Annotated in this window: 16 protein-coding genes; 9 read left to right on the top strand and 7 right to left on the bottom strand. The window is 64.0% G+C overall.

Going from position 1 to position 14,028, the window contains the following annotated elements:
- Positions 1–212 precede the first annotated feature (212 nt).
- Positions 213–1,154 (top strand): DUF5996 family protein, encoded by a 942-nt coding sequence (locus JQ627_RS37980; RefSeq protein WP_212489437.1) that lies wholly within the window; start codon positions 213–215, stop codon positions 1,152–1,154.
- 135 nt (positions 1,155–1,289) lie between these two features.
- On the opposite strand, the gene JQ627_RS37975 is transcribed toward JQ627_RS37980, so the two are convergent.
- Positions 1,290–1,715, bottom strand: coding sequence for an HIT family protein (locus JQ627_RS37975; RefSeq protein WP_212489436.1), 426 nt, complete (start codon positions 1,713–1,715; stop codon positions 1,290–1,292).
- A 90-nt stretch (positions 1,716–1,805) separates the two neighbouring features.
- Here JQ627_RS37975 and prmC point away from each other — a divergent pair, with 90 nt between their 5' ends.
- Together prmC and JQ627_RS37965 are read left to right on the top strand one after the other, a co-directional pair.
- A complete protein-coding gene (gene prmC / locus JQ627_RS37970; protein ID WP_212489435.1) occupies positions 1,806–2,702 on the top strand; it encodes a peptide chain release factor N(5)-glutamine methyltransferase in 897 nt (298 codons plus the stop codon).
- A gap of 463 nt (positions 2,703–3,165) precedes the next feature.
- The gene (locus JQ627_RS37965; protein WP_212489434.1) at positions 3,166–3,942 is read left to right on the top strand and encodes a DUF4167 domain-containing protein; all 777 of its coding nucleotides are present in this window, start codon (positions 3,166–3,168) and stop codon (positions 3,940–3,942) included.
- A 130-nt stretch (positions 3,943–4,072) separates the two neighbouring features.
- Here JQ627_RS37965 and JQ627_RS37960 read toward each other — a convergent pair whose 3' ends face one another.
- Positions 4,073–4,840, bottom strand: coding sequence for a methyltransferase domain-containing protein (locus JQ627_RS37960; RefSeq protein WP_212489433.1), 768 nt, complete (start codon positions 4,838–4,840; stop codon positions 4,073–4,075).
- Positions 4,841–4,947: 107 nt separating this feature from the next.
- Here JQ627_RS37960 and gloB point away from each other — a divergent pair, with 107 nt between their 5' ends.
- The 3 genes from gloB to JQ627_RS37945 all read left to right on the top strand — a co-directional run bounded on the left by gloB (position 4,948) and on the right by JQ627_RS37945 (position 6,550).
- Positions 4,948–5,715, top strand: a complete 768-nt coding sequence (gene gloB, locus JQ627_RS37955) for a hydroxyacylglutathione hydrolase (protein ID WP_212489432.1) — start codon at positions 4,948–4,950, stop codon at positions 5,713–5,715.
- Positions 5,716–5,738: 23 nt separating this feature from the next.
- Positions 5,739–6,161 (top strand): cupin domain-containing protein, encoded by a 423-nt coding sequence (locus tag JQ627_RS37950; RefSeq protein ID WP_212489431.1) that lies wholly within the window; start codon positions 5,739–5,741, stop codon positions 6,159–6,161.
- A gap of 74 nt (positions 6,162–6,235) precedes the next feature.
- Positions 6,236–6,550, top strand: a complete 315-nt coding sequence (locus JQ627_RS37945; RefSeq protein ID WP_409363844.1) for a flavin reductase family protein — start codon at positions 6,236–6,238, stop codon at positions 6,548–6,550.
- A 208-nt stretch (positions 6,551–6,758) separates the two neighbouring features.
- On the opposite strand, the gene JQ627_RS37940 is transcribed toward JQ627_RS37945, so the two are convergent.
- The 3 genes from JQ627_RS37940 to JQ627_RS37930 all read right to left on the bottom strand — a co-directional run bounded on the left by JQ627_RS37940 (position 6,759) and on the right by JQ627_RS37930 (position 9,883).
- Positions 6,759–7,628 (bottom strand): DMT family transporter, encoded by an 870-nt coding sequence (locus JQ627_RS37940; RefSeq protein WP_212489430.1) that lies wholly within the window; start codon positions 7,626–7,628, stop codon positions 6,759–6,761.
- Positions 7,629–7,727: 99 nt separating this feature from the next.
- Entirely contained in the window at positions 7,728–8,453 is a 726-nt protein-coding gene (gene phbB / locus JQ627_RS37935; RefSeq protein WP_212489429.1) for an acetoacetyl-CoA reductase, read from the bottom strand.
- Positions 8,454–8,704: 251 nt separating this feature from the next.
- Entirely contained in the window at positions 8,705–9,883 is a 1,179-nt protein-coding gene (locus JQ627_RS37930; RefSeq protein WP_212489428.1) for an acetyl-CoA C-acetyltransferase, read from the bottom strand.
- 305 nt (positions 9,884–10,188) lie between these two features.
- Here JQ627_RS37930 and phaR point away from each other — a divergent pair, with 305 nt between their 5' ends.
- Both phaR and JQ627_RS37920 read left to right on the top strand, forming a co-directional pair.
- Positions 10,189–10,785 carry a polyhydroxyalkanoate synthesis repressor PhaR gene (gene phaR, locus JQ627_RS37925; RefSeq protein ID WP_212489427.1) on the top strand — a complete coding sequence of 199 codons (597 nt, stop codon included), beginning with the start codon at positions 10,189–10,191 and terminating at the stop codon, positions 10,783–10,785.
- A 102-nt stretch (positions 10,786–10,887) separates the two neighbouring features.
- The gene (locus JQ627_RS37920; RefSeq protein WP_212489426.1) at positions 10,888–11,505 is read left to right on the top strand and encodes a trans-aconitate 2-methyltransferase; all 618 of its coding nucleotides are present in this window, start codon (positions 10,888–10,890) and stop codon (positions 11,503–11,505) included.
- A 119-nt stretch (positions 11,506–11,624) separates the two neighbouring features.
- On the opposite strand, the gene JQ627_RS37915 is transcribed toward JQ627_RS37920, so the two are convergent.
- Positions 11,625–12,512, bottom strand: a complete 888-nt coding sequence (locus JQ627_RS37915) for a branched-chain amino acid aminotransferase (RefSeq protein ID WP_212489425.1) — start codon at positions 12,510–12,512, stop codon at positions 11,625–11,627.
- 107 nt (positions 12,513–12,619) lie between these two features.
- Here JQ627_RS37915 and JQ627_RS37910 point away from each other — a divergent pair, with 107 nt between their 5' ends.
- Complete coding sequence (locus JQ627_RS37910; protein ID WP_212489424.1) at positions 12,620–13,555, top strand: alpha/beta hydrolase; 936 nt, start codon at positions 12,620–12,622, stop codon at positions 13,553–13,555.
- 170 nt (positions 13,556–13,725) lie between these two features.
- Here JQ627_RS37910 and JQ627_RS37905 read toward each other — a convergent pair whose 3' ends face one another.
- Positions 13,726–13,974 carry a hypothetical protein gene (locus JQ627_RS37905; protein ID WP_212489423.1) on the bottom strand — a complete coding sequence of 83 codons (249 nt, stop codon included), beginning with the start codon at positions 13,972–13,974 and terminating at the stop codon, positions 13,726–13,728.
- Positions 13,975–14,028: the final 54 nt, after the last annotated feature.

Raw genomic sequence — 14,028 nt, 5'->3', positions numbered from 1 at the left:
GCTCATGCTTTGCGCATTGCGTAGCGTAGGAGTTGCGTTGAGAGCGTTAGGGGCGGCGGATCAAAGCCGGTCGGCCTGACCGAATGGCCGAAAGACATCCGTCGGTTACAGCCGACTTTTGCAACAAAATCTGCCCAAAGCGGACACAGGGTCGCCTTTTTGCCGAGGTGAGTGTCTTGCCAAGCCGAACCGAACCTGAGGGAGGAGACGCTATGAGCGCGATCTGGCCGGAGATCCCCTTCGAGGCATGGCGCGAAAGCTGTTCCGCGCTTCATCTGTATTGCCAGATTGTCGGCAAGTATCGGCTCGCGAGAACGCCATGGGTCAACCATTCCTGGCACGCGACCTTCTACGTGAATGCACGCGGGCTCACGACTTCGCTGATTCCAGACGCATCAGGTATCGAGATCGTCTTCGATCTCTCCCGTCATGTCCTGATCGGAGAGGCAGCTGATGGGCGCAGGGCGGAAATGCCGCTCGGGCGAATGTCCGTCGCGGAATTTCACGCCCGGTTCTGTGATTTGGTAGGACATCTCGACGGAACACCAGAGTTTGACGGTCGGCCCAGTGAGGTCCCAGATCCGATCCCGTTCACGGAGGACCGCCAAATCAGGCCCTATGACGCAGACGCCGTGACGCGGTTCTTCCGCGCCCTCGTCGCGATCAGCGGAGTGTTTTATCGGTTTCGGACGGGGTTCACCGGGAAGGTCAGTCCGGTCCATCTCTTCTGGGGCAGCTTCGATCTCGCGGTGACGCGCTTCTCTGGGCGTTCCGCTCCGCTTCACCCGGGGGGCGTCCCGGGTTTGCCGGATGTCGTGACACGCGAGGCCTATAGCGATGAGGTCTCGTCCGCCGGCTTTTGGCCGGGCGGAGGTGGTACAGACTTTGCGGCTTTCTACTCTTATGCCTACCCCACCCCGAATGGCTTTGCTGACGGACAGACCATGCCGGCGGGCGCATACTTCGATCGGAAGCTCGGCGAATATCTCCTGCCCTACGACCTTGTGCGAAAATCCAGCGAGCCAGAGGCCACGCTCATGGCGTTTCTGCAAAGCACCTATCAGGCAGCAGCTGATAGCGGACGCTGGGATCGTGCCGCGCTCGAATGTCCGACTGGCTCCCCCCTTCGACCCCGCCCGCTGAACAAGAACTGATGAAGGTTCGATGAAAGATCGCTGGCTCGCAGATTCGGTGAAGTGAAGCTGCGCCAGTCAATTTCGAGTTTGTCTCGATGATGGGTTTCGCGACAACTCTACCCGTCCTACGATCTTGGTGCAGCGCTATCTCGATCAACTGCCAAGTGCCGCAATCATCCGCTTGGCGTGATCGGCGAGCACCGCCATGTCTTCCTTGCGCGTCTGCGCCGGCAGCAGCTTGATTCCGGCCCTGACCGGCATGACGTGCATGTGCAGGTGGAAGACCACCTGCCCGCTTGCGGGCTCGCTGAACTGCTGCAGGATGATGCCCTCGGCGTCGAACGCCTTCATCGCCGCGATCGCGATCCGCTTGGCGGTTCGGGCGACCGCGGCGAGATCGTCATCCGCGATATCGAGGATGCCGCGCGCCGGCGCCCGGGGAATGACCAGCGTGTGCCCCGGCGAGCGCGGCATGATGTCGAGGAAGGCGAAGCTGCGATCGTCCCTGAATACCTCGAAGCAGGGAATCTCGCCGCGCAGGATCTTTGCAAAGACGTTCTGATCCTCGTAGGCCGTCATGGCTCCCTCCCTCGCTGCGACCTGCGATCAGACGCGCTCCTTTCCGTTGACGCAAGCAAGGCCGCCGATCTATCCACGATACCAGGCAGGATGGCTCCATTGGCGACAGGTTTCGAGTCCGGACACAGCATCGAGAGTGCGCGGCGCGCGCTTGCGGCGCGGCTGCAATCGGCCGGCATCGAGGAGCCCGCCCTTGATGCGCGCCTGCTCATCGGAGCCGCGTTGAGGCTTGATTTGACCGGCATGGTCACGCAGGCGGCGCGCCAACTCACGCCAGATGAGGCTGCGCGGCTCGAAGCATATGCGCAGCGCCGGCTCGCGCATGAGCCGGTCGCCCGCATTCTCGGCGCGCGCGAATTCTGGGGCTTGCCGTTCCAACTGTCCGAAGCGACGCTGGTGCCGCGGCCGGACACCGAGACCGTAGTCGAACTGGCACTGGAGATCTTTCGTGGGGGCACGATATCGGGGCAGCGCCCGCGAATCGCGGATATCGGCACCGGATCCGGCGCAATCCTGCTCGCGCTGCTGCACGAAATTCCCGATGCCTTCGGTGTCGGAACCGATCTCAGCCTCTCCGCGCTCGACACCGCGAGGAGCAATGCCGCAGCTCTGGGCCTCGCCGACCGCTCCGGCTTCGTCGCCTGCTCCTATGCGGCGGCGCTCCGCGGCCCGTTCGATCTCATCGTGTCGAATCCGCCCTATATTCCCGCAGGGGAAATTCCGAAACTGAGCATCGAAGTGCGCCAGCACGATCCGCATCTGGCCCTCGACGGGGGCAATGACGGCTATGACGCCTACCGCGCCCTGATCCCGCAGGCGGCCGAGCTGCTCGCACCTGACGGGGCGTTGATCGTCGAGGCCGGGCAGGGGCAGGCCCGGGATATTGAAACCTTGATGACCGCCGCCGCGTTATTTTTGGACAGGCCGCCCAAGGCCGATTTGGCGGGCATCCCGCGGGCGGTTTCGGCCCGAAAAATGCCCCCATAAAAGCCGGATTGGACTGCAAAAAACCTCTTGGAATATCCCTTGGGAACGACTACGTTCCGATCAACACATCGGTGCCGGCCCCGTACACCTACGGGCGAAAGCCGGGCTCTCGGGCGAGAGCTTTACTGATTAAAGGTTCCAAGCCGCAGGTCCTGTTGAGCGCGATGGCCATTGGAGCTGCGCTGCTCTCCGACCGCAACGTGAACGAAAGCCTGATATTGCGCTTGAAGACTTACGCAACACAGCTGGGCTTGTTTCGGCAGGCGATATGAATGGGTTCGCTGGCGATGAATGCTGGCGGGTGGGGAACGCGTCTTTGTTGAACGCGACGGTCGACGAACATCGGCAGGGTTCAAGCCGCTCTTGCGCGCGGTGCGCGCGAGAGATGTGAACCGCTGTCATCAGGTCACTCCGAGCAATCAGTAATGCGTGCAACCTTTAGGGCTGGAATTAAAGGCAGGACATGAGAAACGGTCAGAACAAGCAGCGGATGCGCAACCGCAATAACAATAACAACAACAATAACCGGCGCGGCCAGAACCCGATGACCCGGGTTTACGAATCGAACGGACCCGACATCAAGATCCGCGGCACGGCTTCGCACATCGCCGAAAAATATCTTCAGCTCGCGCGCGATGCGCGCTCTTCCGGCGACCCGGTCGCCGCCGAGAACTACTACCAGCACGCCGAGCATTATTTCCGCCTGATCGCGGCCGCCCAGGAACAGTTCCGCCAGAACCAGCAGCCGCGCGGCGACGAGCCCGTCAGCAGCAGCGACGACAGCGAGGACGACGGCGAGAATTTCTCGAATTTCGGTCAGGAGCCGGGCTTCGTCCCGCAGCCGCAGCCGCAGCCTTTCATGCGCGACGGCCAGCGCGAGCACCACCAGCGTGATCATCAGCAGCGCGACAGCCAGCAACCCTATCAGCGCGACCAGCAGCAGCCGCGCGAACACCGCGAACGCGACCATCGTGCGCAGCCGCAATATCAGCCGCAACCGCAACCGCAGAACCAGCCGCAGCCCGTCGTTGCCGATACCGGCAGCGTCGATCGCCTGCCCTCCTTCATCACCGGCGCTCAGCCGCAGGTGAATAGTGGCGCGAATGGCGGTCAGGGCGGCTTCGAAGGCGGTGGTGGCGGCGAACGCTTCCCGCGGCGGCGCCGCCGGCCGCATGGCCCGCGCCCCGAGCGCGAGGCTGCTCCGGCCGGCTCCAGCGACGAAGTGGCCTCCGGCGAGTAAGCCGCAACCCTTTCGCAGACATCCTGAACTAAACCGTCCCGGCCTCGCCGGGACGATTTGTTTTCAGAGCGCTTTCGCGCGACGTGGGTACCGGTCCGCGTCAACCAGAGATGCGAGCCCCGCTTCGATTTCACCGGAACGGAAATGGGCTCTCGCTGCGCGTGACCGTAGTCGAGGACGGCACCAGCACGGGCTTCGTCAGCGCGGGAATCAGCCGGGCACGCTCGCGCTTGGCGGGGATCGCGCGATAGACCTGCTTGGTCGCCTCGACAATGTGCACGCCGGCAAAGGGCAACGACAGCGCCGCGCCCGCACGCTCCCACATCTGCGCCGATTTCAGCACCCAGCCGCCGGCATAGGGCGGCATGAACAGCGCCTCGCCCCAGGCGGTCGGCGTGAACCAGGTCTGGCGCAGGAGGTCGGTGATCTGCGAGCGCGAATAGGGCCGTCCGTGACCGAACGGCGTGCTGTCGGTGCGGGTCCACACCCCGCGCCGGTTCGGGATCACCGCGATCACACGGCCGGAGGGCGACAGCACCCGCCATACCTCGCGCAAGAGCGCGGCCGGATCGTCCGACATCTCCAGCGCATGAACCAGCAGGATCCGGTCGACCGCGGCGTCAGGAAGCGGCAGCGAGAACTCATCGACCAGCGAGGCCAGCGCCGGCCGCCCCGTCGGCCATTTCAAGACGCCCTGCGCCGCCGGCATGAAGGCGATGCAGCGCTCCGCGTCCTCGCGGAACAGGCCGAGATAGGGCGTGGGATAGCCGATGCCGAGCACACGCTGGCCCGCGGCGGTCGGCCAGCGCTGCCTGATGCCGCGATTGATCATTTGCCGCGCCACAATCCCGAGGCGACGGGAGTAGAACTCGCGGAGGTCGACGACATCAATGGTCATGACGGCAATGTAACATGCGCGGGGCGACCCCCGCGCGCGGAATATTGCATTGCCTGCGCAACGTTAACGCCATATTTGTCTGCGGGGCTGAGCGCGATGGAGATGACATGGCCGCCGAAATTCGTACTTTCAGCTGTTTAAGCGATAATTTCGGTTATCTGATCCACGATGTGGAAACCAAGGCGACGGCGTCGATCGACGCGCCGGAGGCCGGCCCCATCCTGAAGGCGCTGGAGCGCGAGGGCTGGCAGCTCACCGACATCCTGATCACTCACCATCACGGCGATCATGTCGGCGGGGTCGCCGAACTCAAGCAGAAATTCAATTGCCGCGTCGTCGCGCCGCATGACAAGACGACTGGGATCGCCAACGTCGACCTGCGCGTCGCCAATGCCGACATCGTCAAGGTCGGCAGCTTGCTGGGACGCGTGCTCGAAACGCCCGGTCACACGCTCGATCACATCTCCTACGTGTTCGACAACGAGAAGACGTTGTTCGCCGCGGATACGCTGTTCTCGATCGGCTGCGGCCGCGTGTTCGAAGGCGACTACCCGATGATGTGGGACTCGCTTCTGAAGCTGCGGGCGCTGCCTGACGACTTCAAGCTCTATTGCGGGCACGAATACACCGCGTCCAACGTCAAGTTCGCGCTCACCATCGATCCGGACAACGCGGCACTGCAGGCGCGCGCGGCGGAGGTGGCGAAGCTGCGGGCCGAGAACAAGCCGACCATTCCATCACTGCTTGGTGACGAAAAGCGAGCAAACGTGTTCCTGCGCGCTGATGAACCGTCGATCGCAGCCAGGTTACACATGAAGGGCGCGGACGCCGCCGCGGTGTTCGGCGAGCTGCGCGAGCGCAAAAACAAATCTTGAAGAACAAATCCTGACGGGGATCGATGCCGACCGCAGCCGAGATCATCGCACGCCTCGAACTCCGTCCGCATCCCGAGGGCGGGCACTATCGCGAGACGTTTCGCGACCAGACCACTGATACCAACGGCCGGTCGCGCTCGACCCTCATTTATTTCCTGCTCGCGCGCGGCGAACGCTCGCACTGGCATCGCATCGACGCCGTGGAGACCTGGCACTACTACGCCGGCAGCCCGCTGACGCTGCGCATCGCGCATGAAGGCTGCTCGCAACACGAGGTGCGGCTCGGCACGGATCTGTCAGGCGGCGAGCGGCCGCAGGCGATCGTGCCGGCGGATGCGTGGCAGATGGCGGAGAGCATGGGAGAGTGGACGCTGGTCGGCTGCACCGTGGCGCCCGCGTTCGAGTTCGCAAAATTCGAGCTAGCGCCGAAGGACTGGGAGCCGTAGGTCCCCGATCCGGAATCGGGTGGGTTCGATTCCTCTCACGCTCCAGGACTGCGCTTCCAGAAGAGGAGCGCACGATGCACGGAACACTCGGCCCTGCCGCCGTCCAGATCGACTCGGCCATATTGTATTTCGGAACACCCGTCGTCCTGATCGGATCGACCAATGACGACGGCAGCCACAACCTCGCGCCGATGTCGTCGGCGTGGTGGGTGGGATGGCGCTGCATGCTCGGGCTCGCACGCAACTCCAAGACCACCGAGAACATGATTCGCACCGGCGAATGCGTGCTCAATCTGCCGTCCGCCGATATGGCAGGTCAATCCAGATCGGCTGGAGCGGGCTTTTTCAATGGCAGTCGGCGAATGATCCTCGTCAAAAGCGCCTCGTAAGCCGGCCGATAACCACCGGCCCGATATTGCTGCTCCGTCAGCCGGATGAAGGATCTCCCATCGGTTATCGTAACCGTCTCGGGGCGGCCGTTCACGCCCTCGTTCCGATGAATGCCTGTGAACGTTTCGGGCGTCGCGCTGACTTGCGCGACGACACTCGGGCCAGAGAGCACCACGGTCAACGCCAGCGGAACGGCGATCAACCGCGTCATCGCTTCCGCAGCACCATGTCCTTCGCCGCGATCAGGCCGCCGCCGGCAATCAGGATCGCGGCGATGGCGATGTTGGCGCTGGCTTTTGCAAAACCGGCGGCGACGAGGAAGCCGGTCGAGAGCAGCGGCGTGGCATAGGATGCGGCGCCGAGCACGCGGATATCACCGCGCTTCATGCCGATGTCCCAGGCGTAGAACGCGGCACCGACGGGGCCGATGCCGAGGGCGGCCACGGAGAGCCATTGCAGCGTCGTCTCCGGCCACACCGTGGTTTCAAGCAGACCATGCATCAGCGCGGCGAGCAGCGCGGTAGCAAGGCAGAAGCCCGCGACCGCATCGGTTGGCACCGCTTTCAATCGCCGCGACAGCACCGAGTAGGTCGCCCAGACGAATGCAGCGATGAAGGCCGCGATCAATCCCGGCAGCTGGCCCGGCGCGAAGCCGGAGGTGCTCCCGGCGAACAGCAGCACGGTGCCGACGAGACCGAGCACGGCACCAATGATGTGATGCGCGGCAAGTCGCTCGCCCGGCAGGAACGACGAGAACAGCACGATCAGGAGCGGCCACATGTAATTCAAAAGACCGGCCTCGGCCGGCGGCGCAAAGCGCAGCGCCAGGAAATACAGTGCGTGATAGCCGAACAGGCCACCGACGCCGACGACCCATACAACCAGCGGCTGACGCAAGCTTCTGGCCGCATCGCCGCGGCCGACCCAGGTGAGGAGACCGACGAGACCGCCGATCGCGAACGTCATGGCGGCGAGCTGGAACGCCGGGATCTTTCCGGTCGCCACCGTCATGACGGAAAGCAGCGACCACATCAGGATCGCGGTCAATCCGATCAGTGTGGCTGTGCGCGGGGTCATCAATCAAAGGCTCTGAGGACGATGATGCCCGGCACGAGGCCGGGCATTTCGTCTTCACTATCGCCTTGTCGCGCCTGAATCTACAGGCTTGATGCCCTATCAGGCGTGATACTGGCCGCCATTGATGGTCAGCGTGGAGCCGGTGATGAAGCCGGCATCGTCGGCGGCGAGGAACACCACGGCGCGCGCGATCTCCTCGGGTTCTCCGAGCCGGTTGACCGGGATCTGCGGGATCACGTTCTTTTCCAACACGTCCTTCGGCACGGCCTGCACCATTTCGGTATTGATGTAGCCCGGCGCGATCACGTTGACGGTGATTCCGCCCTTGGCATTCTCAAGCGCGAGCGCCTTGGTAAAGCCGATGTCGCCGGCCTTTGCCGCGGAATAGTTGACCTGGCCGAACTGCCCCTTCTGGCCGTTGATCGACGAGATCGAGATGACGCGGCCGAACTTGCGCGCGCGCATGCCCTCGATGACCTGGCGCGTCATGTTGAACAGCGAGCCGAGATTGGTGTTGATGACGGCGTTCCACTGTTCCAACGTCATCTTGTGGAAGGCGGTGTCGCGGGTGATGCCGGCATTGTTCACGAGGATGTCTACGGGACCGAGATCGGCCTCGACCTTCTTCACACCTTCGGCGCAGGCATCGAAATTGCTGACGTCCCATTTGTAGACGGCGATGCCGGTTTCGGCCTTGAACTTCTCCGCCGCCGCATCGTTGCCGGCATAGCTTGCCGCGACCTTGTAGCCGGCCGCCTTCAGCGCCTTGCTGATCGCAGCCCCGATGCCCCGCGTACCACCCGTCACCAGTGCAACACGTGCCATATCGTATTCCTTCCCTTGGACTCTTCGGACGTTTCTGAGTGATCGTTTTTAGCGGTGGATTATGCGGCAGGTTTGACGGACATCAAGAACAAAACGCCCGGCGTCGAGCCGGGCGTTTGTATTTAGTCGAGGCTTGCGCGGTTGCGAAGAATATTTGATTTGCAACCGCCGCCTTTTTAGTCGCGTGCAACGCACTCATCTGTGTGTGCAGCGCACGCGCAAGTGACGCGTAAGTTACGCGTCAGCTATCTTCAGTCGCGCGCCAGACACATCGCGATACCCATGCCGCCGCCGATGCACAGCGTGGCGAGGCCCTTCTTCGAATCGCGCTTCTGCATCTCGTGCAGCAGCGTCACCAGCACGCGCGCGCCGGAAGCGCCGACCGGATGGCCGATCGCGATCGCGCCGCCATTGACGTTGACCTTGGAGGTATCCCAGCCAAGATCCTTGTTCACGGCACAAGCCTGCGCCGCGAAGGCCTCGTTGGCCTCGATCAGGTCGAGATCGCCGACGTTCCAGCCCGCCTTCTTGAGCGCGGCACGCGAAGCCGGGATCGGGCCCGAGCCCATGATCTTCGGATCGACGCCGGCCTGCGCCCAGGACACGATGCGCGCGAGCGGCTTCTTGCCTTCCTTGGCCGCCTGCTTGGCGGTCATCAGCACCACGGCGGCAGCGCCGTCGTTGATGCCGGAGGCCGAGCCCGCGGTGACCGTGCCTTCCTTCTCGAAGGCAGGACGGAGCTTCGCCATGGCGTCGAGGGTGGCGCCGTGGCGCGGATATTCGTCGGCGCTGACGACGACGTCGCCCTTGCGGGTCTTGATGGTGACGGGGACGATTTCGTCGTTGAACTTGCCGGCCTTCTGCGCAGCCTCAGCCTTCTGCTGCGAGGCGACCGCGAATTCGTCCTGCTGGGCGCGGGTGATCTGCCACTGGCGCGCGACGTTCTCGGCCGTGTTGCCCATGTGATAGCCGTTGAAGGCATCCCACAGGCCGTCCTTGATCATGGTGTCGACGAATTCGAGCGCACCCATCTTGACGCCGCCGCGCAGATACTGGGCGTGCGGAGCCATGCTCATGGATTCCTGGCCACCGGCGACCACGATCTCGGAATCGCCGTTGAGCAGTGCCTGGTAGCCGAGCGCGACCGTACGCAGGCCCGAGCCGCAAAGCTGGTTGACGCCCCAGGCGGGGCTCTCCACCGGAATGCCGGCGGCGATCGAGGCCTGGCGGGCGGGGTTCTGGCCCTGAGCCGCGGTGAGGATCTGGCCCATGATGACCTCCGAGACCCGGCCGGGCTCGATGCCACCGCGTTCCAGCGCGGCCTTGATGGCGACGGCGCCGAGATCGTGGGCGGGAAGGGTCGCGAACGCTCCGTTGAAGCTTCCGACCGGGGTGCGGGCGGCGCTGACGATGACGACATCGTCTGACATGGGCATCTCCTGAGGTTGAATTGGGGGCAGGCGGGGCTGGGGAAACGGCTCGCCAGTCTCGGATGGCATCCTGTTAACGTCGTTGCGGCATGTCAATCGGCGGGTGGCCGAATTCATGCCGCAGCGCATTCAAAATAGCGTTCTTGGCGATTTCGCAAGCAGGTTTTTGCTGTGCAATTAACCGTGGCGCACAAAACGGTAGCGTGAGCCCTTTGAAAATGCTTATTTTGTTGCGTTGCGTACTCTTCCCGCCCTGCGGCATAGCCCGCCGGGTTCCCGTTCTCCGCGCTTGCAAGTGAGAGCCCATGGCGAAATCAGACCAACCCACCACCATCAAGAAATACGCGAACCGCCGGCTCTATAACACCGGAACGAGTACCTACGTGACGCTCGAGGACCTCGCCGCCATGGTCAAGGACGGCGAGGATTTCCTGGTCTACGACGCCAAGACCGGCGACGACATCACCCGCTCCGTGCTCGCCCAGATCATCTTCGAGCAGGAGAACAAGGCCGGCCAGAACCTGTTGCCGACCACCTTCCTGCGCCAGCTCATCCGCTTCTACGGCGACAGCATGCAGATGGTGGTACCGAAATATCTGGAGCAGTCGATCGCGACGCTGACCCAGGAGCAGGAGAAGTTCCGCAAACAGATCGCCAACACGCTCTCCGGCACTCCTTTTGCTCCGTTGGAAGAACAGGTCCGCCGCAACATGGAGCTGTTCCAGCAGACCTTCTCGATGTTCAAGCCGTTTGCCCCCAACGCGGGCCGTCCGGCGGCCGGATCGGAGCCGGAGCCCGATGCGAACGCTGAGGCGCCGAAGGACAGCAACATCGACGACCTGCGCCAGCAGATGAAGGACATGCAGGAACGCCTCGAGCGGATGTCGAAGAAGGACGAGTAGGGATTTCGTTCGCGCCCGCGCGTCCGCATGCGGCGGGCGCGCGAACTGCCAATTCGGCATCGCCATATGCGCGCTGCCGTCCCGGCCAAGGCCGGAGCCGCCATGTCTGATCGCACCACGCATTGGCAGAACGTCTACGCCACCAAGGGCGAAGCCGAGGTGAGCTGGTTTCAGGACAGCCCGGCGATCTCGCTCGACATGGTCCGCGCGGCCAATCCGGATCATCGCGCCGCCATCATCGATATCGGCGGCGGGGCTTCGCGGCTGGTGGACGCTCTCCTGCGGGACGGATACCGCGACATCGCCGTGCTGGATCTCTCCGCCAACGCGCTTGAGGCCGCCAGAAAGCGAATTGGCGAGGCCGCTTCAACAGTCGACTGGATGGTCGCCGACGCCACCATATGGCGGCCGGCACGTCGCTACGATGTGTGGCACGATCGTGCGGCGTTTCACTTCCTGACCGATCCGCACGACAGGGCGGCTTACGTCGATCGCCTCCGGTGGGCGGTTGCGCCCGGCGGACAAATCATCATCGCGACGTTTGCGCCTGACGGTCCGGAGAAGTGCAGCGGTCTGCCCGTGCAGCGCCATGACAGTGCGAGCCTTGCCGCGGAGCTTGGGCCGGAGTTCGAGCTGGTCGAGACGCAAAGCGAGGTCCACCACACGCCTTGGAATTCGACGCAGGCGTTCCAGTTCAGCCGGTTTAGACGGATCCGTTAGGAACAGGTGCCATGCCCCCGCAAAGGCGGGGCATCCAGTTCGCCGCGGCCTATCGAAGACTTACAGGAATGCTGGATCGCCCGGCTTGAGCCGGGTGATGAGAGTGGAGCGTGCGCCGCCTACGCCGCCAGCTTCACCGCATGCGCAAAGTCCCAATAGAGCTTGCGCGCTTTGGTGTAGAGCGGGCCCGGTTTCAGCTCGCGATCGTCGATGCGGATGACGGGGGCGACCTTGGCGAAATTGCCGGTCGAGAAGATCTCGTCGGCGGCGAGGAAGTCGGCATAGCGCAGCGTCTTCTCGACCACGGTGACGCCGTCGCCGCGCAGCAGGCTGATGACGCGCTGGCGCGTGATGCCGTTCAGGAACGTGCCGTTCGGCACCGGCGTGTAGACCACGCCGTCCTTCGCCATGAACACGTTGGAATTGCCGAACTCCGCGACGTTGCCGAGCATGTCGAGCATCAGCGCGTTCTGGAAGCCGCGCCCGGCGGCTTCCGCGAGTGCCCGCGAATTGTTCGGATAGAGACAGGCGGCCTTGGCCTCGACCGGCGCACATTCGGCCGTGGGCCGGCGGAACGGCGACAGCGTGATGGCGTTGCCGACGGGCTTCGGCATCGGCGCCTCGTAGATGCACAGGCACCAATTGGTCGTCTCGGGGTCAAACAGCACGCCGCCGCCCGAACCGTTCTGCGCCCAGTACATCGGACGTACATACAGCTCGGCATCCGCCGCAAAGCGCGCAATGCCGTCGTTTGCGAGCGAAAGCCAGGTGCCGGTGTCGACCACCGGCTTCAGGCCAAAATTGATCGCGGATTGATTGGCGCGCGCGACATGGCGATCGAGATCGGGCGCGACGCCCTCGAACGCACGCGCACCGTCGAACACGACCGAGCCGAGCCAGGCCGCATGCGTGCGCGGCCCCATGATCGGCACGTTGCCGTCGTGCCATTTGCCTTCGAAGAAGGTCCAGCTCGGCGAATATTCGATCGGCTTCTTGATCTCGGCCATGACCGGCCTCCCCTGGGAAATATCCGGGCACTATTGTCCCAATTTCTAAATGATTCCCTGCGGGAATATGCTGAGCTAACCTCCCCCCAGGGAAGAAGGAAAGGCCCGTGCCGCTCGATCCGCTCGCAAAGCGTTTGTTGACCATGATGGCTGCGGCTGCGCCGCAGACGCGGAGCCGGCCGAGTGTGGAGGCGCGGCGGCAGTCGCTGGCGAAGCTGATGCAGTTTGCGCGCACTGATGCGCCGGACGTGACCACCTCCGACGGCACGCTTCCGGGTCCCGGTGGAGAGCTGCCCTATCGCCTTTATTCGCCCGCTTTTGCCGGCGAGCGCGCGCCGGGCTTCGTGTTCTTTCATGGCGGCGGGCTCGTGGCCGGAAGCATTGCGACGCACGATCGCATCGCGGCCGCGCTGGCGCATGTCACCGGCTGTCGCCTCGTCTCGGTCGATTACCGGCTCGCGCCCGAGCACAAATATCCAGCCGCCGTCATTGATGCGATCGCGGCCACCGAATGGGTCGCGCGGCAAGCCTCGTCGCTGGGTATCGACGCCGAACGTCTGGTGGTTGGTGGCGATTCCGCTGGCGCCACGCTCGCCGCGATCGTGTGCCAGGAGGCGATGCAGACCGCCGGCCTCTCGATCGTCGCGCAATGCCTGATCTGCCCGGTGCTGGATTTCGAGGAGACTTCGCCTTCGCGCGAGGCATTCGCCGAAGGGCATCTGATCGATCGCATCACGATCGAAGCCGATCTCGCCGACTACCTGCCCGACGGAATCGACACCGCCGCCCCCCGCATCTCGCCCTTGCGCGCGACGCGGCTTGCAGGCCTGCCGACCGCGATCATCCACACCGCCGAATTCGATCCGATGCGCGACGAGGGCAATGCCTATGCGCGCAAGCTGCTCGCCGCGGGCGTCGCAGTCGAGCACGTCTGCCACGACGGCATGGTCCACAATTTCCACGCCATGGGCGCGATCCTGCCGCAGGCGCAGCTCGTGCTGTCCCAGATCGGCGAACAGGTCCGGCGGGCGGTGGAGAAGTGAATACGGTCTAGACCCTCTCCCGTTGTGGGAGAGGGCGGCTCGCCGCCCCGCGGCGAGACGGGCGAGGGGTACGTCTCCGCGAATCCAACTCTCGTCAGAATGCGCTGAGGCAAACCCCTCATCCGACGCTTCGCGCCACCTTCTCCTACAGGGGGAGAAGGAAGAAAGAATCACACGCGCGCGTCGAGCACGGCCCTGGCTGCCACAACATATTCAGGCCAATGCGCATCCGCATAACGTTCGGCCTGCCGTGCGCAGGTGACGTCGGACGCATGCGCGGCGGCAATCGTGCGCGCGAATCGCTCTTCAGCGACCGTTACGTCGCCAGGTTCGGGCGACGGTACGGCAGCGGCCACGGCAGTCGGGGCCACGGCGAGTCCCGCCAGACCGGTGAGCAGGATGCGGCGTGACGTATTCATGGCTGTCGTCCTTCCGTTGTCCGGCCTGCACTCTGGCCGGCGAGTGTGTCGGTG

The sequence above is a fragment of the Bradyrhizobium liaoningense genome (assembly GCF_018130785.1).
In the GTDB taxonomy this organism is placed as follows: domain Bacteria; phylum Pseudomonadota; class Alphaproteobacteria; order Rhizobiales; family Xanthobacteraceae; genus Bradyrhizobium; species Bradyrhizobium liaoningense_A.
Note: the sequence above shows the minus strand (reverse complement) of the source record. Positions and strands in the feature narration are given on the sequence as shown.

Excerpts from the sequence above, each read along its gene's own strand:
- JQ627_RS37905 (WP_212489423.1), bottom strand. The coding sequence starts at position 13,974 with ATGAATACGTCACGCCGCATCCTGCTCACCGGTCTGGCGGGACTCGCC.
- JQ627_RS37920 (WP_212489426.1), top strand. The coding sequence starts at position 10,888 with ATGTCTGATCGCACCACGCATTGGCAGAACGTCTACGCCACCAAGGGC.
- JQ627_RS37950 (WP_212489431.1), top strand. The coding sequence starts at position 5,739 with ATGCCGACCGCAGCCGAGATCATCGCACGCCTCGAACTCCGTCCGCAT.
- JQ627_RS37980 (WP_212489437.1), top strand. The coding sequence starts at position 213 with ATGAGCGCGATCTGGCCGGAGATCCCCTTCGAGGCATGGCGCGAAAGC.
- JQ627_RS37945 (WP_409363844.1), top strand. The coding sequence starts at position 6,236 with ATGCACGGAACACTCGGCCCTGCCGCCGTCCAGATCGACTCGGCCATA.
- JQ627_RS37940 (WP_212489430.1), bottom strand. The coding sequence starts at position 7,628 with ATGACCCCGCGCACAGCCACACTGATCGGATTGACCGCGATCCTGATG.
- phbB (WP_212489429.1), bottom strand. The coding sequence starts at position 8,453 with ATGGCACGTGTTGCACTGGTGACGGGTGGTACGCGGGGCATCGGGGCT.
- JQ627_RS37960 (WP_212489433.1), bottom strand. The coding sequence starts at position 4,840 with ATGACCATTGATGTCGTCGACCTCCGCGAGTTCTACTCCCGTCGCCTC.
- JQ627_RS37915 (WP_212489425.1), bottom strand. The coding sequence starts at position 12,512 with ATGGCCGAGATCAAGAAGCCGATCGAATATTCGCCGAGCTGGACCTTC.
- prmC (WP_212489435.1), top strand. The coding sequence starts at position 1,806 with ATGGCTCCATTGGCGACAGGTTTCGAGTCCGGACACAGCATCGAGAGT.
- phaR (WP_212489427.1), top strand. The coding sequence starts at position 10,189 with ATGGCGAAATCAGACCAACCCACCACCATCAAGAAATACGCGAACCGC.
- JQ627_RS37965 (WP_212489434.1), top strand. The coding sequence starts at position 3,166 with ATGAGAAACGGTCAGAACAAGCAGCGGATGCGCAACCGCAATAACAAT.
- JQ627_RS37930 (WP_212489428.1), bottom strand. The coding sequence starts at position 9,883 with ATGTCAGACGATGTCGTCATCGTCAGCGCCGCCCGCACCCCGGTCGGA.
- JQ627_RS37975 (WP_212489436.1), bottom strand. The coding sequence starts at position 1,715 with ATGACGGCCTACGAGGATCAGAACGTCTTTGCAAAGATCCTGCGCGGC.
- gloB (WP_212489432.1), top strand. The coding sequence starts at position 4,948 with ATGGCCGCCGAAATTCGTACTTTCAGCTGTTTAAGCGATAATTTCGGT.